The organism is Arthrobacter sp. ISL-28 (assembly GCF_018613875.1).
Taxonomy (GTDB): Bacteria; Actinomycetota; Actinomycetes; order Actinomycetales; family Micrococcaceae; genus Arthrobacter.
The window spans coordinates 65,277-90,155 of the sequence record NZ_JAGGPJ010000017.1; the positions used below are offsets into that span (position 1 = coordinate 65,277).

Annotated in this window: 20 protein-coding genes and 2 pseudogenes; 10 read left to right on the forward strand and 12 right to left on the reverse strand. The window is 63.9% G+C overall.

All coding sequences use genetic code 11. The annotated features are described in order from the left end of the window. Positions 1 to 6 precede the first annotated feature (6 nt). The 6 genes from J7E80_RS13965 (at position 7) to J7E80_RS13990 (ending at position 7,548) form a co-directional block, all read left to right on the forward strand. Entirely contained in the window at positions 7 to 405 is a 399-nt protein-coding gene (locus J7E80_RS13965) for a hypothetical protein (protein WP_215052518.1), read from the forward strand. A gap of 36 nt (positions 406 to 441) precedes the next feature. Then, a complete protein-coding gene (tatA, locus tag J7E80_RS13970) occupies positions 442 to 711 on the forward strand; it encodes a Sec-independent protein translocase subunit TatA (protein WP_215052520.1) in 270 nt (89 codons plus the stop codon). Positions 712 to 717: 6 nt separating this feature from the next. Continuing rightward, positions 718 to 1,554, forward strand: a complete 837-nt coding sequence (gene tatC, locus J7E80_RS13975) for a twin-arginine translocase subunit TatC (RefSeq protein ID WP_215052522.1) — start codon at positions 718 to 720, stop codon at positions 1,552 to 1,554. A 24-nt stretch (positions 1,555 to 1,578) separates the two neighbouring features. Beyond that, entirely contained in the window at positions 1,579 to 4,479 is a 2,901-nt protein-coding gene (locus J7E80_RS13980) for an RNA helicase (protein ID WP_215052523.1), read from the forward strand. Between the two features lie 102 nt (positions 4,480 to 4,581). Then, complete coding sequence (locus J7E80_RS13985; RefSeq protein WP_215052525.1) at positions 4,582 to 6,249, forward strand: amidohydrolase; 1,668 nt, start codon at positions 4,582 to 4,584, stop codon at positions 6,247 to 6,249. 552 nt (positions 6,250 to 6,801) lie between these two features. Continuing rightward, positions 6,802 to 7,548 carry a polyprenol monophosphomannose synthase gene (locus tag J7E80_RS13990; RefSeq protein WP_215052527.1) on the forward strand — a complete coding sequence of 249 codons (747 nt, stop codon included), beginning with the start codon at positions 6,802 to 6,804 and terminating at the stop codon, positions 7,546 to 7,548. 104 nt (positions 7,549 to 7,652) lie between these two features. On the opposite strand, the gene J7E80_RS13995 is transcribed toward J7E80_RS13990, so the two are convergent. From J7E80_RS13995 to J7E80_RS14010, 4 genes and pseudogenes are all read right to left on the reverse strand, one after another. Next, positions 7,653 to 8,000 (reverse strand): RNA polymerase-binding protein RbpA, encoded by a 348-nt coding sequence (locus J7E80_RS13995; protein ID WP_215052529.1) that lies wholly within the window; start codon positions 7,998 to 8,000, stop codon positions 7,653 to 7,655. A 251-nt stretch (positions 8,001 to 8,251) separates the two neighbouring features. Continuing rightward, entirely contained in the window at positions 8,252 to 9,202 is a 951-nt protein-coding gene (locus J7E80_RS14000; RefSeq protein ID WP_215052531.1) for an SPFH domain-containing protein, read from the reverse strand. 103 nt (positions 9,203 to 9,305) lie between these two features. Continuing rightward, entirely contained in the window at positions 9,306 to 9,767 is a 462-nt protein-coding gene (locus J7E80_RS14005) for an NfeD family protein (RefSeq protein WP_215052533.1), read from the reverse strand. Between the two features lie 158 nt (positions 9,768 to 9,925). After that, positions 9,926 to 10,795, reverse strand: a pseudogene (locus tag J7E80_RS14010) (methyltransferase domain-containing protein); the annotation flags it as partial. Positions 10,796 to 10,922: 127 nt separating this feature from the next. Between J7E80_RS14010 and J7E80_RS14015 the strand changes: the two are divergent. After that, on the forward strand, positions 10,923 to 13,061 hold the full coding sequence (locus J7E80_RS14015; RefSeq protein ID WP_215052537.1) for a S9 family peptidase: 2,139 nt from the start codon (positions 10,923 to 10,925) through the stop codon (positions 13,059 to 13,061). A 4-nt stretch (positions 13,062 to 13,065) separates the two neighbouring features. Here the strand turns inward: J7E80_RS14015 and J7E80_RS14020 are convergent, their stop codons facing one another. The 5 genes from J7E80_RS14020 to J7E80_RS24320 form a co-directional block, all read right to left on the reverse strand. Then, positions 13,066 to 13,734 carry a peptide deformylase gene (locus J7E80_RS14020; RefSeq protein WP_215052539.1) on the reverse strand — a complete coding sequence of 223 codons (669 nt, stop codon included), beginning with the start codon at positions 13,732 to 13,734 and terminating at the stop codon, positions 13,066 to 13,068. A gap of 18 nt (positions 13,735 to 13,752) precedes the next feature. Continuing rightward, positions 13,753 to 14,886 (reverse strand): NAD(P)/FAD-dependent oxidoreductase, encoded by a 1,134-nt coding sequence (locus J7E80_RS14025; protein ID WP_215052541.1) that lies wholly within the window; start codon positions 14,884 to 14,886, stop codon positions 13,753 to 13,755. After that, positions 14,879 to 15,580, reverse strand: coding sequence for a class I SAM-dependent methyltransferase (locus tag J7E80_RS14030; RefSeq protein WP_215052543.1), 702 nt, complete (start codon positions 15,578 to 15,580; stop codon positions 14,879 to 14,881). The genes J7E80_RS14025 and J7E80_RS14030 overlap by 8 nt, the downstream gene beginning before the upstream one ends. A 6-nt stretch (positions 15,581 to 15,586) precedes the next feature. Beyond that, positions 15,587 to 16,765, reverse strand: a complete 1,179-nt coding sequence (locus tag J7E80_RS14035; protein WP_215052545.1) for a type III polyketide synthase — start codon at positions 16,763 to 16,765, stop codon at positions 15,587 to 15,589. A 754-nt stretch (positions 16,766 to 17,519) separates the two neighbouring features. Further along, positions 17,520 to 17,651, reverse strand: a complete 132-nt coding sequence (locus tag J7E80_RS24320) for a hypothetical protein (RefSeq protein ID WP_285291855.1) — start codon at positions 17,649 to 17,651, stop codon at positions 17,520 to 17,522. A 71-nt stretch (positions 17,652 to 17,722) separates the two neighbouring features. Between J7E80_RS24320 and J7E80_RS14040 the strand changes: the two genes are divergently transcribed. After that, on the forward strand, positions 17,723 to 18,241 hold the full coding sequence (locus tag J7E80_RS14040; protein ID WP_215052547.1) for a hypothetical protein: 519 nt from the start codon (positions 17,723 to 17,725) through the stop codon (positions 18,239 to 18,241). Between the two features lie 54 nt (positions 18,242 to 18,295). Here the strand turns inward: J7E80_RS14040 and J7E80_RS14045 are convergent, their stop codons facing one another. After that, complete coding sequence (locus tag J7E80_RS14045; RefSeq protein WP_251036871.1) at positions 18,296 to 18,910, reverse strand: response regulator transcription factor; 615 nt, start codon at positions 18,908 to 18,910, stop codon at positions 18,296 to 18,298. Positions 18,911 to 18,930: 20 nt separating this feature from the next. Next, entirely contained in the window at positions 18,931 to 20,115 is a 1,185-nt protein-coding gene (locus J7E80_RS14050) for a sensor histidine kinase (RefSeq protein WP_215052550.1), read from the reverse strand. Between the two features lie 1,425 nt (positions 20,116 to 21,540). On the opposite strand from J7E80_RS14050, the gene J7E80_RS14055 reads away from it, so the two are divergent. Further along, entirely contained in the window at positions 21,541 to 22,548 is a 1,008-nt protein-coding gene (locus tag J7E80_RS14055) for a zinc-dependent alcohol dehydrogenase family protein (protein WP_215052673.1), read from the forward strand. Positions 22,549 to 23,352: 804 nt separating this feature from the next. Here J7E80_RS14055 and J7E80_RS14060 read toward each other — a convergent pair. Further along, entirely contained in the window at positions 23,353 to 23,607 is a 255-nt protein-coding gene (locus J7E80_RS14060) for a dihydrofolate reductase family protein (protein ID WP_311380838.1), read from the reverse strand. An 88-nt stretch (positions 23,608 to 23,695) separates the two neighbouring features. On the opposite strand from J7E80_RS14060, the pseudogene J7E80_RS14065 reads away from it, so the two are divergent. Next, positions 23,696 to 24,735 (forward strand): annotated as a pseudogene (locus J7E80_RS14065) (LacI family DNA-binding transcriptional regulator). Positions 24,736 to 24,879: the final 144 nt, after the last annotated feature.

A 24,879-nucleotide genomic window follows, 5' to 3' on the forward strand; every position in this document is an offset into this window, starting at 1 on the left:
CTCAGCATGCCTTGGTGGTCCTGGATCCTGATCTGGATTGCGCTGATAGCGCTTTCCCTGCTGTTCTACGTGCTCATGGGGATCCGGCTGTTCCGGAAGTTCATGGCGACCGCAAAGGAACTCGGTGCTGCCGGGGACAAGCTGGGGCGCCTGGCTGACCCGGGCAGCTTGACTGATCCGGGCATCCTGACTGATCCGGATCCCGAGACAGGCGATTCCGACGGCGCACGCCCCCAGATGCCGCACATCGTGCCTGGCGCTGCCGTATTTGCCTCGCCGCGCCACGTGCGGGAGGAATACCACGCCTCCAAATCGGCCCGGGTGGAAGCGCGGCGCCGGCGCCGGATCCGGCGCAAGGCCGAACGGGGACAGCCCCAGACGCTGCGCGACATCGAATTCAGATAGACATAGGATGTATCTAAACGAAAGGACCACCCTGTCATGAGGCTTGAAGGCTGGCATCTCATCATCATCATCGTTCTGGCTTTGGTGCTTTTCGCCGCACCGAAACTTCCTGGCATGGCCAGGAGCCTCGGCCAGTCGATGCGCATTTTTAAGTCGGAAGTCCGTGAAATGAAGAAGGACGGCGCGGCTGATGCCAAGGACGGTTCAGACCCGGTTGAAGGCAAGGTCGTGAACCACCCGCGTACCGCCGCCCCGGAGAACCATTCCACAGACGGCAACGACGTTCCGCCCCCGAACCGCGCCTAAGCCCGCATGGCAGTAACCATGGGTCGGCGATCCAATCCTGAGGGACGGATGGCCCTCCTCGACCATCTGAAAGAGCTCAGGAACCGTCTGTTCAAGTCCGCCATCGCGGTTGTCCTGGCAACTGTCGCGGGGTTCATGGTCTATCAGCCCATGCTCGCGGCCCTGATCAAGCCAATCCGGGATCTGAACGAAAACGAGGGCCGTCAGGCGTCCCTCAATTTCGACGGCGTGGCCAGCTCGTTTGACCTCATGATCCAGGTCTCCGTCTTCCTGGGCCTGATCCTAGCCAGCCCCGTCTGGCTGTACCAGCTGTGGGCTTTTATCGTTCCCGGACTCCACAAGAAGGAGCGGCGCCTGGCGCTGTCGTTCGTTGCGGCCGCCGTGCCGCTGTTCGTTGGTGGCGTCACGCTGGCGTGGTTGGTCCTGCCGAACGCTGTGCGGGTACTGACCGATTTCACGCCGGCGGGCGGATCAAATTTCATTAGCGCCCAGGTGTACCTGTCGTTTGTTTTGCGGCTGCTGCTTGCGTTCGGCATTGCCTTCCTGCTGCCGGTTGTCCTGTTCGGGCTGAATCTGGCGGGCATCCTGAAGGGGCAGCAACTCGTCAAAAGCTGGCGCATCACCGTCTTTCTCGTGTGCCTTTTCGCCGCCATGGCTGCACCCGGGGCTGACGCCATGAGCATGTTCTATCTCGCCGGGCCCATGCTGCTGTTGTTCTTCGCCGCCATCGGCCTCTGCCTCCTCAACGACCGCCGCCGCGACCGCCGGGCCGCCAAGCAGGCAGCTGAGACCGAGGCCACTGCAGATATTGCGACTCCGGACAGTGAGCTGAGGAATCTCTAGCGCCCGCCCCGCTAGGCTTGAGGCATGTCCACATCATCGGATTCAATGTCGCCGGCTGAACGTTACAGAGCCAGCGCCGAACGGATCGCCGAATCCAAAACGGACCTCGGGGCGTTCGTCCGCACCCTTGAGTTTGAGCTGGACGACTTCCAGCGCCAGGCGTGCCGGTCGCTCCAGGAGGGCCGGGGCGTGCTGGTGGCCGCACCCACCGGCGCGGGCAAGACGATCGTGGGCGAGTTCGCCATCTACCTGGCCCTGCAGCGGGGGCTGAAGGCCTTCTACACCACCCCCATCAAGGCGCTCAGCAACCAGAAGTACACGGAGCTCGCGGACAAATACGGCCCGGCCAATGTGGGCCTGCTGACCGGGGACACCAGCATCAACGGCGAAGCACCCGTAGTGGTGATGACTACCGAGGTCCTGCGGAACATGCTGTACTCCGACTCCGCCTCCCTTGACGACCTTGGCTTCGTGGTCATGGATGAGGTCCATTACCTCGCAGACCGCTTCCGGGGTGCCGTCTGGGAGGAAGTCATCATCCATCTCCCCAGCGAGGTCCAGGTGGCCTCGCTGAGCGCCACCGTCTCCAACGCCGAGGAATTCGGTGCATGGCTGGACACTGTCAGGGGCGACACGGATGTCATCGTGTCCGAGCACCGTCCCGTACCGCTGTACCAGCACGTGATGGTGGGCAGGGAAATAGTCGACCTGTTTGCCGGAGAAACCACCTTCGATGAAATAGCTCCAGCAGGCAATCCCGCCACCATCTCTGCCGTGCCCGCAGCGCCTTCCCCCGACGACGCCGGCCGGCGTGGCTTCGAAGTCAACCCTGAGCTGCTGAGGCTTTCCAGGGAGGAAAGCCAGTTGAACTTCCAGGGCCGCTTCGGCCATGGCGGCCGCAGCCAGCGGCGGCAGCAGCGCCAGCGCAACGGCGACAGGCCCCAGCAGGAGACCAGAACTGCCGTGCGCAGGGCCAGCAGGCCGCAGGTGATAGCCAGCCTGGACCGGCAGGACCTGCTGCCCGCCATCACGTTCATCTTCTCCCGGGCCGGTTGCGATGCGGCGGTGACCCAGTGTGTATCGGCCGGGCTGTGGCTCACCACCGAGAAGGAACAGCGGATCATCGCCCAGCGCGTCGACGAGGCAGGGCAGGACATCCCGTCCGACGATCTTGAAGTGCTCGGGTTTTGGAACTGGCGCGACGGGCTGCTTCGGGGCATCGCCGCCCACCACGCCGGAATGCTGCCCACCTTCAAGGAAGTCGTCGAAAAGCTGTTTGCCGACGGCCTGGTCAAGGCTGTCTTCGCCACCGAAACCCTGGCCCTTGGCATTAACATGCCGGCACGCTGCGTGGTGCTTGAGAAGCTCGACAAATTCAACGGCGAAGCGCATGTCGACATTACGGCAGGGGAATACACCCAGCTCACCGGCCGGGCAGGCCGCCGCGGCATCGACGTCGAAGGCCACGCCGTGGTCTTGTGGCAGCCGGGGACCGATCCGGCGGCAGTCGCCGGCCTCGCGTCCAGGCGCACCTATCCGCTGAACTCCAGCTTCCGGCCCACCTACAACATGAGCATCAACCTCTTGGCGCAATTTGGCCGGGCGCGGGCCCGGGAAATCCTTGAATCCTCGTTCGCCCAGTTCCAGGCTGACCGCTCAGTGGTGGGCCTGGCCAAGCAGGTGCGCAGTCGGGAGGAATCGCTAGCAGGGTACGCCAAGTCCATGACCTGCCACCTCGGCGACTTCACCGAGTACGCCCGGCTCCGGCGCGAACTGTCCGACGCTGAAAACTTCACCTCACGCACGAAGTCCAGGGCGCGGAAGTCGCTCAACGAGGATTCACTCAGCCGCCTCCTGCCTGGCGATGTGGTGGACGTCCCGGGCGGCCGTGCCCCCGGTTACGCGGTGGTGCTGAGCTCGGACCACAGCTCGCGCGAACCGCGACCGGCCGTGCTCACCATCGAAAACCAGCTGCGCCGAATAGGAATCGACGATCTTGAAGGACCTATCTCCCCGCTGACCCGGATCAGGATCCCCAAGTCCTTCAACGCCAAGGTCCCCAAATCCCGGCGTGATCTGGCCTCTTCCGTCCGCAATGCGCTGCGGGAGAACCGTCCGCCCACTCCCGGCAACCCGCGGAACACCGACTTCGGGCTCGGTGCCGGCTCTCCCAATCAGGAAAAGAAGATTGCTGAACTTCGGCGTGCCTTGCGCGCGCACCCCTGTCACGGCTGCAGCGAACGCGAGGACCACGCCCGGTGGTCCGAACGATGGTGGAAACTGCGCAAGGAGACCGACGGGCTGGTCCGCCAGATCCAGGGCCGCACCAACACCATCGCCAAGACCTTTGACCGCGTCTGCGACGTCCTGTCCGCCTACGGATACCTGGAAACGCCGGAACCGGGCAAGCACAGAATCAGCATTGACGGCCAGCGCCTGCGCAGGATCTACGGCGAGAAGGACCTGCTGATTTCGCAGGCTCTGCGCCAAGGCGCCTTTGACGACCTCGATGCCGTGGAGGTCGCTGCCCTTGCCAGCGTGCTGGTTTACCAGGCGAAGCGCGAGGACCGCGGCCTGCGTCCGCGCATGCCCAGCGTTTCGCTGGAGACAGCCGTGGACATTGTGGTCCGTGAATGGTCGGCGCTGGAGGACGTGGAGGAACAGAACAAGCTGCCCCTCACCGGCGAGCCGGAGCTGGGACTCGTCTGGCCGATCTACAAGTGGGCCCGAGGCCGGCATCTCCAGGAAGTGCTCAACGGCACCGAACTGGCCGCCGGGGACTTCGTCCGCTGGGTCAAGCAGGTAATCGACCTGCTCGACCAGCTGGCCAAGATTCCCGGGCTGGATCCGCGGCTTGCCAGGCTGTGCAGCGAAGCCATCAAATCTGTCCGCCGGGGCGTCGTGGCATATTCCATGGTGGTCTGAGCCCCCTGGGCTGAAACCCACGGTGATCCGTGGGGCCGGATCCCCAGCGCCTGACCCGCGCGGCACCGCCAGCGCAAGAACGAACAAGGAGTTCCATCCCTCATGACAGACGCAACGACCCGCGGCAACGCCAGTCCCCGCCCGTCGGCAGTGACGCTGTACCGCAACGGCTCCGTCTACACCGCCGCGGATCCGTTCGCCACAGCCATGCTGGTCGACGGCGGCACCGTCGCATGGGTGGGGTCGGAGCAGGCCGCAACGTCGATCGCTGACAGTTCCATGGAAGTCATCGACCTCCGCGGAGCTCTGCTGGCGCCGGGGTTCGTCGACTCCCATGTACACCTGACGGAGACCGGCGTTGCGCTCGAAACGCTGCAGCTGGGTGGGGTCCGTTCCGCACGGGAGCTCCTGCAGGCTGTTGAGGGGGCGGCAGTGGCCGCCGGCCCTGTCCTGGGCCATGGCTGGGACGAGTCACTGTGGGAAGATCCAGCGCTCCCGGCGCCGGGCGAACTGGAGCGGGCCGCCGGGGGGCGGCCCGTCTACCTGTCCCGTGTGGACGCCCATTCTGCGCTCATTTCGCCCTCACTTGCCGCCACGGCACGGCTCGAAGAACTGGATGGCTTCGCCGCAAGCGGACACGTCACGCGGCAGGCCCACAGCGCGGCCCGGAAGGCGGCCCGGAACCTCCCGGCGGCAGCCCTGCAACGGTATCAGCGGCGGGCTCTGGCAGAAGCTGCCGCGAACGGTTATGTCGCGCTGGCGGAAATGGGTGCACCCCACATCGGAAGCGTGCTCGATCTGCAGCTCGCCGCCGGCTGGAATGCCGGAAGGGAGTCAGGCACCACGCTGCCGGAGGTTCTGCCCTATTGGGGGCAGCTGACGACGTCGGTGGACGAAGCGGAGGCACTGCTCGCCGAGCTGGGAGTTCCCGTCCACGGCCTGGCGGGTGATCTGAACATCGACGGTTCGATCGGCTCGCGTACTGCCTCCCTCCGGGAACCATACGCTGACGCAGCGGGGGAGAAGGGGACCACATATCTCTCCACGGACGAGGCGGCGGCCCATCTGGCTGCCTGCTCGATGCTCGGCATCCAAGGGGGTTTCCACGTCATCGGTGATGCAGGCCTCGATGCCGCTTTGGACGCGCTGGAGCAGGCTGCGGCCGAAGTGGGAGCGCAGCGGATCCGCGCCGCAGGGCACCGTTTTGAACACGTGGAAATGGCTGATGCTGAGGCAATCGCCAGGCTCGCCAAGTATTCCGTCACGGTGAGCGCCCAGCCCGCCTTCGACGCTGCCTGGGGCGGCCCGGGGCGGCTCTACGAACAGCGGCTCGGCGCCAGGAGCCAGCACCTGAACCCTTTCGCTTCCTTCTACGCGGCAGGCGTTCCCGTCTGCTTCGGCAGCGACAGCCCGGTGACGCCGCTGCGTCCGTGGGCCACGGTGAGGGCATGCCTGGAGCACAGCAACCCTGCCCAACGGATCTCCGCACGGGCGGCTTTCCTTGGCCATACCCGCGCCGGTTGGCGGGCCGCCAAACATGTCAACCCGATGGCAGGGCAGCTGGTGCCGGGTGCGCCAGCCACATTTGCTGTCTGGGACGTCGAGGAGCTCATGGTCCAGGTGGCCGACGGCAGGGTCCAGTCCTGGAGCACCGATCCGAGGGCGCGTACACCCCTGCTTCCGGCCCTTGACACCGGTACCGATCCGCACTGCCTCCAGACCGTGCGGAACGGGCAGGAACTGTTTTCAGCAGAGTCCCTCCGCGGCTGACGTCCGGGCAGTGGCGGTGCCGCAACAAACCGTCGCAACAAACCCCGCAACGGCGTGAATTTGCGGCGGCGTGGCCCTCTTGAATCCGGCTCTGACCTGCGGCGATACGTGAAAGAGCAGGTCAGGTGCCGGTTGACAGGGCATCGGTGGTCCGTAGCATTGAGGGTCAACGGACGGACGCATTTGGAGCGGTGTCTGTCTGGCCACTATCGAGACGATCGGACCGCAGAAGCCGCCCGGCGACATGCGGCAGTGGCATTCCGTGGGCGGGTCCGTAGCGCAGCAGAAAACAGTTCCCGTACCGGCGTCGTGTATTCCGGAACTGGCCCGAGGCGCATGGACCCGCCCGTGGCGTAGCTGGCCTTCTCCCGAAAACGAAGCGTGGCGGTGCATCCTGGGGCGTGCATCCTGGACTGGCTCGAGTTAGGGGAGAAGGACGGGCGGAAAACCGGGCGGCGGAACGCCCTTATAATGGAGAGTTGCGCTTTGCGAGTCGGCGGTCCCGCCGCACTCCACGCGTACTGACCGCTCCCATCCAGGAAAGGCCTCCCTGTGCGTGTCCTCACCATCATTCCCACCTACAACGAGCTGGAGTCGCTCCCCATCACGCTGGGACGCCTGCGTGCGGCGGTGCCGGCATCCGACGTCCTCGTTGTGGACGACAACAGCCCGGACGGGACTGGACAGCTGGCGGACAGCATTGCTGCCGAAGACAATCAGGTCCATGTCCTCCACCGCAAGGGCAAGGAAGGGCTCGGAGCCGCCTACATCGCCGGTTTCAAGTGGGGGCTCGCTGCCGGCTACGACGTCCTTGTCGAAATGGATGCGGATGGATCGCACCAGCCCGAGCAGCTGCCACAGCTGCTCGACGCCGTGGACCAGGGTGCAGACCTTGCAATGGGTTCACGTTGGGTACGCGGCGGAAGCGTCGTGAACTGGCCCCTGTACCGGCAGGCGATTTCCCGGATCGGCAGCACGTATTCCCGCATCATGCTGGGCGTCAACATCAAGGACGTAACGGGCGGTTACCGTGCCTTCCGCCGCACAACGCTGGAGAAGCTGAACCTCGACCAGGTTGAGTCGGTGGGCTATGGCTTCCAGGTGGACCTGGCGTGGCGGGTCGCCAAAATGGACCTGAAGATTGTGGAGTGCCCCATCACGTTCGTGGAACGAGAACTGGGAGCCTCCAAGATGAGCGGACACATCGTGGTCGAAGCCATGATCAACGTAACGAAGTGGGGCCTGACGGCCCGCTGGAACAAACTCACGGGCAAGACGCCGGTGGGCAGCCGGAGCTAGCCGCTCCTCGGGGCTGGCCCGGCACAGTTCCGCCGGCAAAGCAAAAGGCCGGATCCGCTGCATGTGCGCAGCGGATCCGGCCTTTCGGCGATTAACCCGGGCGGTTAGGCCGAGCGCCTTTCGCCACGACGTTCGCGCAGAATGGTGAGGCGGTCTTCGAGGATCTGCTCAAGCTCGGGAAGCGAGCGGCGTTCCAGCAGCATGTCCCAGTGTGTACGGACAGCCTTTTCATTGCTGATGTCCGGGCGTTCGCCATCAACGAGCAGCGCTTCCTTGCCGGTCTTGGAAACCCATACAGGGGGAATTTCGGCTTCGGACGAGAAGGTTACGAAGACCTGTTCGCCGTCCTCACACCGGTACTCAACCCGCTGACGCGGAGCCGGCTCCACGCCGGATTCGGTCTCCATGCTTTGGGCGCCAAGACGCATGCCCCGCAGGCTGCGATCGCTCATGATTTCTCCCTCTGGTCGGTTCGCGGAGCGGACTCCGCGCTAGCCGGAGGTTTCAAAGCTGCCTCCGGACTACGTTGTGCTCTACGTAGCATCACTAAATGGAACGCTTTGCCAAGCAATGTTGTTCCGACCGGAGTGATCCGACCGGACAAATATCCTATTATACGGCCTTGCTGCGCCCACGGCAATCGCTGGCAGGACGCGAAGGAGGGAGGCCCGCCAGGCGGCGTGCCTCCCTCAGGTCCTGCATTCTACGTTGCCGGCTGTTTGTCCTCGTCCTCAGCCGGGCCGAACAGGTCACTTGAGCGCACGTCTGCATTCGTTCCGCCCAGCGCGTTGCCGATTCCCTTCAGCGCTTCGCCCACCTCACTCGGAATGATCCAGAGTTTGTTGGACGAGCCTTCGGCAAGTTTGGGAAGCGTCTGCAGGTACTGGTAGGCGAGGAGCTTCTGGTCCGGATTGCCCTTGTGGATGGCATCGAACACCTTTTGGATCGCCTGGGCCTCGCCGTCGGCACGAAGGATGGCCGCCTTGGCGTCACCCTCAGCCTTGAGGATCGCCGCCTGGCGCTGGCCTTCGGCGGTCAGGATGGCAGACTGCTTGGTGCCCTCGGCTGTCAGGATCGCGGCGCGGCGGTCACGTTCAGCCCTCATCTGCTTTTCCATCGAATCCTGAATGGAGTGGGGCGGGTCGATCGCCTTCAGCTCCACGCGGGATACCCGGATGCCCCAGCGGCCGGTGGCCTCGTCCAGCACGCCGCGGAGCTGGCCGTTGATCTGATCACGTGATGTCAGCGCCTCTTCCAGGTTCAATCCGCCCACCACATTGCGGAGCGTGGTAGTGGTGAGCTGTTCCACGGCCTGGATGTAATTGGCGATTTCGTAGGTGGCAGCGCGGGGGTCGGTGACCTGGAAGTAGACCACCGTGTCAATGGACACCACGAGGTTGTCCTCGGTGATCACAGGCTGCGGCGGGAACGAGACAACCTGCTCGCGAAGATCGAGCAACGGCAGCAGCCGGTCAATGAACGGGATCAGGATGGTCAGGCCAGGGTTGAGGGTCCGCTGGTACTTGCCGAGACGTTCAACCACGCCGGCCCGGGCTTGCGGAACGATCCGCACTGAACGAACCAGCACGATGACGACAAAGACGATCAGGACCAGCATCACGATGGTGACGGCGAATCCTCCTGGACTGTCCATACTTCTCCTTTATTCCCCAATTTTTCAGTGAAGCTGTGGCTTGGCGGCTCAGCCGCCGTATCCGCTGCCCCTCGCGGCAGCGGAAATCTTGGTGTTCCCGGACTTACTGGATGGCTGTCTCCGACTGCGGTGCCACGACCGCCGTCGCGCCTTCAATGGCAGCGACGATCACCCGCTGGCCTTCCGGCAGGATTCCCGAATCGGAGCGGGCGCTCCAGATGTCGCCGCCAATCTTGACCCGGCCGCCGGTAGAGGACACGGCCTCCATGACAAGCGCTGTTTCGCCGATCAGACGGTCAACATTCGTGCGCTTTTCAGCTGGCCCTTTATGAAGGTGCTTGAGGGTGATGGGGCGGACGAAGGCGATCATCAGCAGGGATACGACGCAGAAGACGACGCTTTGAAGCCACAGGTCGGCGCCGGCGAAGTCGGCCACCAATGCCGCCAGGGCGCCGCCGCCAAGCATGATGAAGAAGAGATCGAGGGTCAGCATCTCCACGGCTGCGAACGCGAGGAAGAGCGTGAGCCAGAGCGCCCACCAGTTTTCGCCGATCCATTCAAACATTCGATTCCCCCTTGATCCCGGGGGCTGCGGGGCAGACCCTCAGTGACTTTCTTCCATCCTAGACCGAAGCAGCACTGCCGGGCAGGTGGCCGGTATCCCGTGCCGGAACGTGGCCAAGCCGTTACTTGATGGCCGCCAGGCGGGGGAGGAAGACGCTGAAGGCCGGCCAGTTTCGCCGCGAGTTCGGTGCGGCCGGTGTGGTGCCCGGCAGGACCCATGAGGGCCAGGTTGGCCACATCGTCAGGCGAGAGCTGGAGATCAAGGTGAAGATCCTCGGTGGACAGCAGTTCAAAGTGGTCCCCAAGCCCTTCGGCCAGCCGCTCGTCCTTGGCGGGCTCTATCCCCAGCATTCCGGTCCGGCCGGCGATCTCCCCAAGATGCCCCTGCCGGGGCGTCACCACGACCAGGCGGCCGGACGGTTTGAGGACGCGGGAAAATTCGGCAGCGTTCCGCGGCGCGAACACGACAGTCACGACGTCGATGGAGGCGTCCGCCACCGGGAAGGGCTGCCACACGTCACTGACGAGGTTCACCGCTTCGGGGTTCAGCCGCGCAGCCCGCCGGAGGGCGAACTTTGAGATGTCCAGCCCGACGGCGGCGACCGGAGCGTCAGCGCCAAGCGTGTCGAGGATCGCCCGCAGGTAGTGGCCTGTTCCGGTGCCGGAATCAAGCACTGCAGGATCCGCGTCCTGCAGTGCTGGCTGGGCGGCAGCAGCCACCGCCGCTGCCAGCGGCCGGTAGTGTCCGGCGTCGAGGAACGCGGTGCGGGCCGCCACCATGTCGGCGGTGTCCGCCGCGAAGGCGGTTCCCTTGCCCACCAGCAGATTGAAGTAGCCCTGCTTGGCGGCGTCAAAGCTGTGTCCGCTTCGGCAGACCAGGGCACGGCTTCGGGTTGCCCTGGCGGCGTCCCTCTCACCGGCGGCATCTCCCTGAACGGTATCTCCCTGAACAGTATCTCCCTGAACAGGGAGGGGCAGGAGACTGTTCCGGCAGACAGGACAGACCAGGGACGGCAGGCGGAAAGGCATATGGACCATCCTAGGGCCGTCGATCGGCCGGGCCAGAACAACCGCCGCGGTACGTGATTCGCCGGACGGGAAGCAGCGGCAAAAGAATTCGTTCACACGCCACGGGGGAGCAGCTAGGCTCACGTGGGTGAAGCCTGAACACCTGCCACTGCTCAAGTCCGTCTCCGCCCCCGCAGTCCACCCCGACGGCACCCGAGCCATTGTGTCGGTCACCCGTCCCGACTTCGACGCCGACGCCTACGTAGGCCAGCTGTGGAACGTTCCGCAGGATCCCGAAAAGGCGGCACGGCGCCTGACACGCGGGTTCCGGGACACTGCTCCGGCCATTTCGCCCGACGGCCGGGTTCTCGCCTTCCTGCGGTCAGCCCCTGGCGGGAAACCGCAGCTGCATGTTGTGGAGGCCGCAGGTGGCGAGCCCCGGCCCCTTACGGACAGATCGCTCGGGGTGTCCTCCTTTGCCTGGTCCCCGGACTCGCAACGGATCGTTTTTGGCTCAAGGGAGCCTGAGGACGGCCGGTACGGCACCACGGAGGGTGTAGGCGCCGGCGGCGAAGATGCCCGACTTATCACTAGCTTCAAATACAGGATGAACGGCGTGGGCTATATCCAGGACAAGCCGCTCCAGCTATTCATCCTGGACGTTCCGGGCCTGGGCGAGGAGCCCCCGGTTCCGCCTGCCGGGCGGGCACTTCGGGAGGCACTCCGGGACCAGGCACTTCGGAACCAGGTACCCGGCGATCCTGCGCTGAGGGGCGGCGGGGGTTTGCCCGGGGCGTCCGGCGGCAGCGCGGCAGCCGTCCCGGGACTTCCTCAAGCAAGGCAGCTCACCACGGGGGCAGCGGACCACACCGGTGAATCCTTCAGCAGCGACGGCACCGCCGTGTACTTCGTGGCTGAACTGCACGATACGAGCGACCAGGACCTGGTCAGCGGAATCTACCGGGTTTCTGCCGGCGGCGGAGAACCAGTGGCTGTCAAGGCGCCCAATGTGGGCCTCCAGACCGTTCTTCACGTCCGCGAATCGCAGGACGGAAAGTGGCTGTTTTTCGCCGCCCAGGACCTCGGCAGCTCTGGCCGCGATTTCGTCGCGAAGAACACGGTGCTGCACATCATGCCGGCCGCGGGCGGAGATGCCCGGGTACTCAGCGACGCCGAGAACATGGACATTGCCGGCCCGGGCGCCCGGATCGAGCTCCGCGGCAGCGACAGCGCCCTCGTGCTGAACAACGCCCAGGGCACCGTGGAACTGCTCGAATTCAGCGCCACCGGCAGCCACGCCCTCCTGGTCCACGGCGACAGGGTGGTGACGGGAGCGGGCGCGGCCGGCGGTTCCGTGTTCATCACCTTCACGGACTGCGCCACGGCAGGCGATGTCGCCTGTCTCGACCACGGCCAGCTGCGGCTGTTGACGGATTTTTCGGCTGCCCTCCGCACGGAAGCGGGCATCATTGAACCCCGGGAGCTGGTCGTCCCGTCGCCCGACGGCTACGAGGTGCACGGGTGGGTGCTGATGCCGCCGGGCAGGGGCCCCCATCCTGTGCTGCTCAACATCCACGGCGGACCTTTCTCCCAATACACGGTGGCACTCTTTGACGAAGGGCAGGTCGACGCGGAGGCCGGCTACGCGGTGGTCATGTGTAACCCCCGCGGCTCGTCAGGCTACGGGCAGGCCCACGGCAGGGCCATCAAGGAGCGGATGGGCACCGTGGACATGCAGGATGTGCTCGCTTTCCTGGACGGGGCACTCGAAAAATTCTCCTCGCTCGACTCGGGCTCCCTGGGAATCATGGGCGGGTCGTACGGCGGATATCTCACGGCGTGGATCATCAGCCAGGACCGCCGCTTCAAAGCAGCCATTGTTGAGCGCGGTTTCCTCGATCCGGTCAGTTTTACCGGATCATCCGACATTGGCTGGTTCTTCGGGGGCGAGTACACCGGGCCCCTTCCGGAGCAAATGGCGGCCCAAAGCCCCATGGCCACGATTTCCGGCGTCCGGACGCCCACCCTGGTCATCCATAGCGAGGACGATCTGCGCTGCCCGGTGGAACAGGGCCAGCGGTACTTTACCGCTCTCAAGCAGCAGGGCGTGGATGCGGCGTTCCTGGTCTTTCCGGGAGAAGACCATGAACTGTCCAGGTCCGGCACGCCCCACCACCGCCGCCAGCGCTTTGAACACATCTTGGCGTGGTGGGCACGGTACCTTCCGATGCCAAACAACCATGCGGCGGGAGAGAGTGCGGCGGGAGATCCGGGCTCGGGGGACTGACAGTTCAGGAGGTGGTGCCCGTCAGGAACCCGAGCTCCTGGCGTGCGCGGCCGATTCCTGCTTCCGCCCAGCGCGCCGCATATTCGTCATTGGTGCTCAGGGAGCGGATCTCGGCCCTGTCGATGTACAGCGTGCCCTGGAGGTGGTCCGTTTCGTGCTGGACGATCCGTGCCTGCCAGCCGCTAAAGTCCCGGCTTGCCGGATCTCCCGATAGCGTCAGGTATTCCAGCCGGACGCTCTCCGGGCGCTCCACCACGGCCTGCAGGCCGGACAGGGAGAGGCAGCCTTCGAAGAAGGCCGCTGTCCGGATTCCCAGCGGCGAGTAGGACGGGTTGAGGACAGCGAGGAATTCGAGCGGCATGCGGGCCCGTGCCGCCGCGATGTCGTCGTCGATTTCAAACTGGTCTTCGAGGACGGCCAGCTGAAGCGGAATCCCGAGCTGAGGTGCTGCCAGCCCGACACCGGGAGCCGCGTGCATGACCTTCCGCATCAGCTCAACCAACTCGTGGAGTTCCCTCGCGCTCAACTGCCCCTCGAAAGGAGCGGAATGCTGCCTCAGCACCGGATTGCCTGCCTGAACGATGGGGGGCAGGGTGTCCATCGCGAGCAGCGCCTGCACGGTCTCCCGGATTTGGTCAGGAGTCCAGGACGTGGGCGGAGATGCGTGGCTCATGGAGACAGCCTAATGCGGTCATTGCATGGTGAACCGCTTGGCCACCAGCGTATTGAGCGCCGGCGCTGCCGCAATCCCGGCAATGGCTGCGTTCCTCGTTCGCAGCAGTCCGGCCGGGAGGGGCCTGCCCAGCGCCATGTTCACCTCGGCCTGGCGTTTCGCCGCCGCCGCGGCCCGGCGCCGGAACGCCTCAAACCGTCGGAGTTCGGTCCCCGTTGGGCATCCCCGCAACGCGGCCAGGATAATGGGCAACAGAGCTTCTGCGTCCAGCCAGCCAAGGTTCATGCCCTGTCCGCCAATCGGGCTGATCTCGTGTGCAGCGTCACCGATGAGGGCAACCCTTCCGGCCACCATGCGCGTGGCCAGTCGGGAGCGCACGCCGAAGCTGCTGAGCATGCTGTTGCCGGCGGCATCCACGGCAATCCCGGTCCTCGCCCCAACGAGGCCGGCCAGCAGAGGCGCGTCGGGCCTGCTGGGCGGTCCGGACAGCCTCACGACCCAGCGGCGCACCCCGGCCGGGAGGGGAAAAGATTCAACGATCCCGCCGGCTTCGAGAAACAGGGCGGCATCCTCGCCGTACGGGCTGGATTCGGGAAAATCACCCATCAGGTAGTGGTCGGGATAGCGCTTTTCCGGTGCCGGCACCCCTAGCAGCCGGCGCACGGTGGAATTGGCGCCGTCAGCGCCCACTGCGATGGGAGCGGCAAAGCTTTGCCGGGTACCGGCAATGGTGACGCCCACCGTAACCCGGCCGCCGTCGTCGTGCATGTCCGTCACCTCGGCACCGCGAAGCAGCGCACCGCCGTCCAGCTGCAGCAGCCGTGACTCCAGGACGGTCTCGGTGACGGGCTGGGGGACGGCCAGCACAAACGGGTAGCGCTCCGACACGGGCGCGAACGGCATCTGCGCGATTTCGCGACCGGCCGAGACGGCGTGGCCATGGCGGATGCGGACGCCGCGGGCGATCAGGTTGTCGGCGGCGCCGATGCGCTCCAGCGCAGCCAGGGCCGGGGGATGAATGCCGATGGCCCTGGTATGGCCGTTTCGGCCCGTCCGCTTCTCGAGGATCCGGACGGCCACACCGTGCTGCAGCAGCAGCGCGGCAAGATACAGGCCCACCGGCCCGCCGCCAATGATCAGGACGTCAGTCACGGCCCTGGTCCCGACGGTAGGTGAGCAGGCAGTGGAAGGGGGAGTGGGGTTCCGCTGTCCAGCCGGAAGGGGCGACGGCGGCAAGTTCCGTTACGGTATAGCTGCGCCTGATGGAGGTCAGGCCGTCGCGGCGGATGTAGGAGCCGGTCAGCGGCAGCGCGCCCGCGGAGAACAGAGCGTAGGCGAGGGCACTGCGGCGCAGGTCGTTGTGGAGGGCGAGCCGGAGGGACAGCTTGACGGAATCGTCGAGCAAAGCCTGCAGTTCTGCAGCGTCCAGGTGGTGGAGGACATGGTTGGACACCACGATGTCGTAGGCGCCGCCTTCCGCCACGAGGTCGGCGCTGGTGGCCTGCCGGAAGTGTACCCGCGGCACCGGATCCCGGCGCGCTGCGAATCGGTAGGCGCGGGGGTCGGGGTCAATGCCCGTAATGCTGAGGCGGACGCCGTCCCGGGCAGCCCAGAGTGCGAACATCAGCGCCAGGTCGCCGCCGCCGCAGCCGATGTCCAGCAGGGTGGACGGGACGTCCGGCCGGAGGAGCGGCCTGACCCTGCTGCGGTAGAGGCTGTGCCAGCCTGAGACGACGCGGTTGACGAGGGCGAACTGCCGGTACGTGCGGTCGAGTCGTTCGGGGTCGCAGTCCGGCCGGTCCATGTCCTCGATCGCGTCGGCGTCGCGTGCGCCCAGGATTCCCATAGTGGATCAGGCCAGGGACGATTCGGCCTCATCCGGCAGCCGGTCATCTGCCAGGGCCTGACTGACCTTGGTGAACAGCCCGGTTTCCACTGTCAGGCCGGGCCCGAAGGCCATGGAGCAGATCCGTTCGTCGCCGTCCTGCGGCGGAAGGTCCAGGATGTGCTTGAGCACGAAGAGCACAGTGGCGCTGCTCATATTGCCGAAATTCCGGAGGGTCTCCCGCGCTGGAACCAGCTGCACGTCGGTGAGGCCGAGCCGGGACTGCACCTTGTCCAGGATGCTGCGTCCGCCGGGGTGGATGGCCCAATGGGTGATGTCCCGGTAGGGGAGTTCCCGGAGCGAACTGTCGCGGGCGAGCAGCGGTTCCAGGGCGCCAACGATATGGTCATCGATGATGTGTGGAACGTAGTTGCCGAGCACCATTTCAAAACCCTCGTCGCCGATGTTCCACGCCATGGAATCCTCACCGACCGGTGTCAGGACCGTTTCGAAGTGGTCCAACTGCAGCAGCGCCGTTGCTTCGGGCACCTCGCGGGCTGTGACGACGGCGGCTGCCGCGCCGTCCGCAAACAGCGCCGAGCCCATGATGGTGTCCGGGTCGTTGGAGGTTCGGACGTGGAGCGAGCAGAGTTCGGCGCAGACCACGAGGACCACCGCCTCGGGGTCCGCCTCGCAGAAGGACTTCGCGGCCCGGAGCGCTGGAAAGGCCGCGTAACAGCCCATGAAGCCGAGGTGGTAGCGCTGCACCGCGGGGTTGAGCCCCAGCGCGCGGACGATCTTGTAGTCGGGGCCGGGGTTGAAAAATCCGGTACAGGAAACGGTGATGAGATGAGTTATGTCAAGTGGATCGATTCCCGCGCAGTTGGAGACGGCAGCGGAGGCCGCCTCGATGAAGAGCTTTGTGGCCTCCCGGGCGAACAGATCGTTGCGCGACTTCGTGCTTGGACTCCGCAGCAGCCCCGTGTCGGGATCGAAAAACAGCGGGTTCTCCGCCCTTGAATCCATCGTCAGTTCCTGGACGGCCGTGTAACGCGTATCAATGGCGGCAGAGTCAAAGCATGTCGTGACCAGCCGTGAACCGAGCCTGGTGAGCCCGGGCTGGGCGGCAAACACGTCGCGTGCTTCCGTCTGGATCAGCACTGTTGGTGGAACAGCAGTTTCGAGTGATCTCACATAGACCGTCATTCGTTCATTCTTAGCGAGGTTTCTCGATAAGACAATGGATGTGCCCGGCGCTTACGGTTGCTCCAGCCGGGCCCGGCTGGCGGATTGGGGGCGCCGTGCCGCGGATCCGTGCAGGAAAACGCCTTATGTCATGTGGTGCGGCAAGCCGGCGGAAAAGCGGCGTGCCGGGTTCCGCTCGGGCCCATGCCTGAAACGCCGATAATCCACATTATGTAAAGTAGTACTCTGCGTGCCTCATCAGATGAATCGAATCGGCCCTCTCCTAATGCCCTTGTGCGCGGCATTCAAGGGTCCGCGGCATCTGCGCCGGCTTGCGCACTCCGGGACGACCTCACCGCACTGCTGCTCACTCATCCGGCCGACCCGACAACCGCAAGGTGCCTGATCGACGACCTCTGTCAAGCCGATCGACCGGAAAGCATCATCACTTGGAAACGCTCTGCCAAGGTCCAGGCGCTCCCGACCGCCTTGCGAGCGGACAGACTCCCCTGACCCACGACGGGCCTGAGTGTCGTGAATATTTTCTGCGCGATTCGTGAGGAATGTTAGGCCGGTATCAGAAACTGGAGGCGTTGGTTGCCTGAGAAAACGGTTCGTGGAACGGAACTACGAGGGCCTTCTATTAACGCTAGCCCAATGACCGCAACGACCAGCACGACGCAAGGCTGCCTCAATGGCCACCAATGGGCCCCGCTTGTGCGTTTAGGCTTTTGAACGCTCGAAGACGGCATTATTGCCATTTTCCGACGTAGCCTTAATTCAACGCGGCAAGCCGGCTGCCGCGCATCAGGGGATAAGCCTTGGACCAAGACTCAGCAATTAGTAGGACACCGACGTCCTCGCCGATCTGCTGAGCGGGTTCGGGAATCCGCAGTTGAGTCGACATCTTGCGGGAAAGTTTATCCCTGCCCTTTCAAACGGACGCCTCATTGGGGGCACAAACCTATGGAGATTAACATGCTTAAAAGAGTTGTGACCGGCGCAGCGGCCACCGCGTTCGCGGCAACCTTGGCGCTGGCTACGCCCGCCACCGCGGCTGTGACGTTCGATCCGGCTACCGGCACTGGCTTTGTCGGAAAGGGCGACGTACAGACCGCACTGGTTTGGAACAACCAACAGTTGCAGAAGAACGCCTCTGCCATCTCCTTCTCCTATGAGTCGGAGGACCTCTACTCGGCCAGATGTGAATGGGTCACAGGCGAAGGTACCAAGGGCGAGCAGCTTCACCAGGTCACGTATAAGAGGCACACGAGCGTACAGAGTACGGTCGCCTACGATCCCCGGGTGAGGAATCAAATCACCGGCTTCAATCTGACCGGTTTCGGTACAACCACCACGTCCGGAACGGTTCCGGTAGTTGGGGAAGCCTGCCAAGGTGATGGCAGGGAGGGGACATGGACAGCGGTTGAATTGACCAGCTCCTCCGGCGGCGGCCTCTACGTCAACCACCTCTCGACAACGGTTCGAATTTACTAGCAGTTCGGATCCGAGGGTGCGTGATGCCATTATGGAGTCACGCACCCTCGCCTGCTACTCCCTCAGCACACGAAAGGCGCTCTCCCGGTCCTTGACTCGAAGTTTTCGCAGAACCGTCGAAACGTGGACCCGGACCGTCGTCGGGGAGACGAACAGCTTGTTGGCGGCGTCCTCAGTGCCCAGCCCTTGGGCGAGGAGCTCCATGACCTCCCACTCCCGTGGACTCAACTTTGCAACGGCCGCCGGCTTCCAGCGCAGGACCCTTCGGCTGGGCGCCCTGAACTCCTGGAGAATGCGGGTTACGAGCGCCGGGGACATCGCCGCCTCACCGGAAAGTACCCCCCTCAGGACGTCAGTCAGAGCCGCCGGGTCCGTGCTCTTGAGCAGGTATCCGGAAGCTCCTGCCCGCAGGGAATCGAAGAGATCCTCATCATCAGCGGATTGGGTAAGCATCACGACAGCACTCTCGGGCAACCTCCGGCTAATCTCTTGAGCGGCCGAAATCCCGTTGCCAGGCATGTTGATGTCGAGCAAAACTACGTCGGGGCGGTGTTCCATAGCGACCTCTATCGCCTCCCCTGCGGTGGCCCCTTCTGCACACACTTCCCAGCCGCCCGCCTCCAGTGCCAGACGGACCTTCGCCCGGATTCGGGCGTGGTCGTCGGCCATCACTACCCTTAGCCGCTGCTCTACCATGTCACCGTAACCACGCTTCCTTCTCCCGCCCGAGACGTGATGTCAAGAGATCCGGGCAAGGTCCGGGCCCGGTCCCGCATGCTGATCAACCCGTAGCCCGCATTAACGCCCGTGGCGCCGGCGATGTCGAAACCTTTGCCGTCATCTTCAATGATCAGTTGCCGGCGGCAGCCGTCCCTGCTCAGACGCACGGACAGGTTTTCAGCGAGGCCGTGACGCACTCCGTTTGCCACGGCCTCGCGGGTAATGCGCAGCAGCGCGTGCTGCTGCTGCTCGGCGCTGGCTTCGATGGAATCGTCAACCTCGGTGTCCACGCGCACACGGTACCTCTGCGCCAGCTCCCGCGCCGTCCGGCGCAGGACGAAGCCCAGTGGCTCGTCTCCGCCGCGGCCAAGGGCATACACCGCAGCACGGGCTTCATCCAGCGACCGATCGCAGGCAGCGAGGATCCGGTTCTTGGCCGGGGTGCCGGGCGGAAGGGAACAACCTTCCATGCGCAGCAGCGCCAGTTCCTGAATGACCCCGTCGTGCAACTCGCGGGAGAGTCTCCGCCGGTCCTCAAGCACAGCCAGGCGGGAATAAGCGTCCCAGTACTGCTTGATCTCTAGGCTGGCTCCAATCAGCAGCACGACGTAGAAGCCGGTCCGCAACAGATCACCCGTGTAGAACCAGTCCGTGTACAGCGAGGGGAACAGTGCGTAATTGACGCGGGCGAACGCTGCAAGAGCGCAAGCTGGGCCAAGCCAGCGCAGCAGCGGGTCGTCACGATCTGCCGCGCGCCTGGTAAAGGCAATCGACGCCACGAAAAAGCAAAGGGCCGCGGCACTCTGGACCGCCAAGAACAGCGGATGGACGGCAAGCAGCATAGGTTGCGTGGCCGCGTCCGCAGACCCGTCCAGGGCCACGGGCAGTTGGAACCGCCCGGCCCACATGACCAAAGACACCAGAATGACAACAGCGACAGGTACGGTCACCGTCCACAGCCCAGATTTGGACGGTGTTTCCCGGTTCGGGCTCACCAGTACCGCGGCCACAACGAGGATTGCACCGATAAACCTGAGCGCCAGGGGAAGCCAGACATCAAGGCTTCCCTCGCGGTCCCCACTCAACGATCCGGTCACCCACGACATGCCGCTCCCGGCGACCGCCAGAAGCACGAGGCTTTGGGCCAGCAGCAAATCCTGCAGCCTTCGACGACGCACGAAACGGCCGGCCAGCAAATATGCAACTAACAAGGCCACGCACGCGTCTACCGAGTCGACTACTAAGTGCAAGGTCGGACTGCGGTATCCAAACAGCACATCAGGGCTCCACACCACAAGGGCAGTCACGACGAGCCCGACCGCCCACCCAGACAGCGTCAGCCGGGCGGCACGGCGGAACCTTCCCTCATCAAAGCGGTCGTCACCCGACATTGGTCCCCTAACCAGGCCGGATGCGAAGATCCCATCTTCCCCGACGTACTTCGAACCCAACTAAATTGGCAGCATCAGCTCACCATTGGTACCCTCGCCACCTTTAAGAAAGCTTGGGATCAACAATGCACAGCGTTATGCAGCCGAATCCCACCGCCGGTTCCGCTACGCTGTCCGCCCATTCGGTGGTGTCGGTTCATGGACCAGCAACACCCTGGTCAATTTCCTGTTGGTCCTCTTTTGGTGCTGTTGGGAGGAATCTTCGCCGGCACGGAAAATGGCGCTCGTTTCCCTCCGCGAGAGCACCTTGATATGCAGAGGTGCCAGTAGATCGATGGTTATTGCATCTGATGCAATATCGTTGGGGCCCTAGGCTCTCCCCTACCAATGGAAAGGCTTGAACCGCAAATAGGCTTTTGGCGTCCGGAAATACTTTGTGGTCGGACGGCTCAAACCTGGCAGGCTTCCTCAGTTGAGAGCGACGGACCCGCCATTCTCAAACCGTCATATAGCAGGGAACAACGGAGCTGCCGCGCGTGTCGACAACCCCTCCAGACGCCTACTACTTAGCGCGCATGATGCGCAGCCTTTCGACTGGCTCTCCGTTCGTGGCGTCGCTCCCGCCTCTCATCGCGGTCAACACGAGACAGCAACACCAGGATCGTACCGACCCAGATGACGAGAAACAGAAAGACAAGAGCAATCGCTTCCTGGCCGCCCATACAGCAATTTTATGCCAGGAGGGTCATCAAATGGGCTGGAGACCAGATTTTGCTGAGCCAACAGAGCGCCCAGGCAGTTCTACGGGATTGGACGTCGGCCGCGATCCATCGCGAATAGTGAGTGACATCGTCCCTCCCGTCTGATCCCGCCTCGCTGCGCAGCAGGAAGCCGCTGTGGCCGCCATGCGCGTGCTGGCGGTGATGTCCAGGGAAGCAACCACAACGGCAGCCTCCTCAATGGCAACGATGGTTTCGCGGCCCGGGTCGTACCAACTTTCTGCGATCATCGGGGCAGCGAGACGGTGACCTCCGTAAATTCCCGGTCTTTGCGAGGCGGCGTCCTTCGCCGTCGACCATCCAGTCAGTGCATCACGCCGCCTCTCAGACGGTGGAACCCGCTGACAGTGCAACGCGGGCGGGATTAGAGTGACAGGGTAATCCATGCCATTCGAAGGGATGACCAGTGATGCTGGCTTGGTGGGTTGAACGGCCTGGCCCAATGGCGACACGCCCGTTGCGGATGGGCTACCGGCCGGATCCCTCACCCCGTGCCGGGGAAATCCTTCTAGCTGTTCACGCTTGCGGCGTCTGCCGCACTGACCTCCATCTGGCCGAGGGAGACCTGGCGCCACATGTACAGCATGTGATTCCTGGCCACGAGGTTGTCGGGGAAGTGATTGCGCTTGGCACGGGTTGTGTGAAATTCCGTGTAGGCGACAGAGCTGGTGCTGCCTGGTTGGCCCGCACCTGCGGCTCCTGCCGGTTTTGCCTCCGAGGTGCCGAGAATCTTTGCCTGTCCCCAAGTTTTAACGGCTGGGACTACAACGGCGGCTACGCAGAACTCATGACTGTGGCCGAAGATTATGCATATCGGATACCGGAGGTCTTCTCGGACGAGCAGGCGGCGCCGATGCTGTGTGCCGGCATCATCGGCTACCGGGCCCTGCGTCGTGCCGCACTTCCGCCTGGCGGTCGCCTTGGCATTTATGGTTTCGGTGGGTCTGCCTACCTAACGGCTCAGATGGCGATGTTTGAGGGTGCCAGCGTGTACGTCATGACGCGTTCGGAAGCAGCCCAACGTCTGGCGCTCCGGCTGGGCGTGACGTTTGCAGGCGGCGCTGAAGCACGGCCGCCTGCACGTTTGGATGCTGCTATCTTGTTCGCGCCTGCCGGTGATCTTGTCCCCGTGGCACTGCAGGCGCTGGACCGGGGCGGGACCTTAGCCGTTGCCGGTATCCACTTGAGCGACATACCGGTGCTCGACTATGAAACAGACCTATTCCAGGAGCGGCAGCTTCGAAGTGTGACAGCGAACACCAGGGCCGACGGCCAGGAGTTTTTCGATCTAGCCCGGAAGATACCTTTGCAGCCAACCACGGTTTCCTACCCGCTGGAGGAAGCGGACCACGCCCTGCAAGATTTGTCGGAGGGCAGGGTTACCGGGGCCGCCGTGCTTGTGACGAACCCACGATAGTCAAGCTAAGCGAGATCTGTCCGACTGAGGGCGGCCTCACATCGAGGAACGACGGGTTCTACGCCCCCGCGCGAACCACGGTCTGGTCCTACGTCGGCCGGATGGGGCCGGAGGCAGTTCTCCGACTTGTTCGTCGGTCAGGGAGCACCGGATCTGCCTAGTGGTCATCAGCTCGATGGAGTCCCGGGCTACGAATTTAAGGCCTCGGTCGGTCGTGACGACGATGCCGTGCAGAATATTCCCTTTGCCGTCGTCCAAAACGCGGTCCAGTGTTCCAAACGTGTGTCCGCGCTTGGAGGTAACCGGCGTTCCCCTCTCCAGCGCCGTGTAGGCAACGGGCCGGAACTCATCATTCACTGCACGCACCCCTTACAGGACTTAGGACTGTCGGTAGTCCTTTTAGCTCTTAAATTTTAAGGAGACAAAGGGATATCGCACAGTCCTAAGTCAGGGAGGTCAGCACAGGAGAACCAGTTGCCCGGCAACTCCACATAATGCCAGACGGTTCACCGAGCCTTGAGGCGTTAATCGTCGTGTTTGTCGTGTTCTTCCTCGGCCCTGTGCCGGGCCTGCTGCTGATGCTGGTCGAGTTTTGCTTCAGCGTCCCTCCTCCGATAACCAATGGACCGTAGCTGGCCCGTTGTCGGATGCCGATGCTCCCGTTCCCATGCATGGTCGTTCACGCCGGTCTTGGGAACTGCTTCATCCCCATCGACGCTGCCGTCTTTACCCATATCCCGATAGTCTCACAGGCCGAGAGCATGAGAAGCGGTCCAGGAAGAAACTAGAGTGCGGATTTTCCGCTTATTTCTTGATCTCGGAGCGCAGCAGTACCACGTCGTTTTCGAACGAGGTGGCCTCGACCAGCTTGAGGCCTTGCCGATCCTCGAAAAGGCGCCTGCCCTTGCCGCGTGACACCGGGCGGACCAGCATCCGGACTTCGTCGACGACGCCGGAATCCAGCAGGGAGTGCATGAGCCTCAAGCTACCCCATAGCCAGATGTCCTTGCCGCTCTGCTCCTTGAGCTCCCGGATGGTGGCGGCTGGGTCACGCGTCACGGTCGATTTCGGCTCGGCGAATATGCCGGGCCGTACCCGACAGTATCCGCACGTAGAATCAGCAACAACATAAGGACGTGGGAGGACAATGAACAAGTCAGTGGGCATCAAGGACGTTGCAGCCGCAGCCGGGGTCTCCGTCACGACTGTCTCCCACGTCCTTAATGACGTTGCCTACGGCCGGGCCGGGGCTGAGACGAGGGAACGGGTCCACGAGGCTGCCCAGCGCCTCGGGTACGGCCCCAACCGGCTCGCACGGGCCCTGCGCACCCAGCGGTCGGGCATGATCGGGTTAATCAGCGAGGAAATCGCCACCACCCCCCACGCTGGCAGGATCATCCTGGTGCCGAGGAAACAGCCCGGGCGCGGGGCTACAACATCATGATCATCAACTCCGCCAGCACCAGCTCACAGGGCTCCAGGGAAAGCGATGTGGCGGATCTGGTGGACCGGCAGGTTGACGGGATCCTGTATGCAACCATGTACCACCGCAAGCTGGCCATCCCAAAGAATTTGGCCGGAGTGCCTGCCGTCCTCGTGGACTCCGAAGACATCAGCCAAACTGTTTCCTCCGTCATCCCGGATGAAGCGGGCGGCGCACGATCGGCCGTTCAAACCCTGATAAATGCCGGACACACCCGAATCGGCATGATCAACAGCACGGACGACGTCCCGGCCACCCATTCCCGACTGCAGGCCTACATGGAAACACTGGCGGACGCCGGGCTGCCATTCCACGACGAGCTCGTCCAGTCCGAGCATTCGGAGGTTCCCGGGGGCTACCAGGCGGCACTGCGCCTGCTGAAACCGCCTGGCCCGCCGACAGCCGTCTTCTGCTACAACGATCGGATGGCCATGGGTGCCTACCGGGCGGCCGCCGAAATGGGCCTCAGGATCCCCGAGGATGTTTCCTTCGTCGGCTTCGACAACCAGCAGCTCATCGCCGAAAACCTCCACCCTGCGCTGACAACCGTGGCCCTGCCGCACTACAAAATGGGCGCCTGGGCCACCGAAAATCTCATTGACGCCATTGAGGGGAAGACTGATCTGGCGATCTTTGCAGCCCACCCGACGGTCTTGGAATGTCCGCTTGTCGTGCGCGATTCCGTCGCTCCGCCCTCACGCTAACACCTTCACCTTAACCGTAAGGCCCGCCAAATTCCCGGGCGGGTCGGGAAGGAAGGCCGCCGTTGGAGGAGCCCGGACTGCTACAGCACAACGTTCCAAATAGCGTCACCGCGGCAACTCCTCCGCCAACGTAAAAAGTCCTTC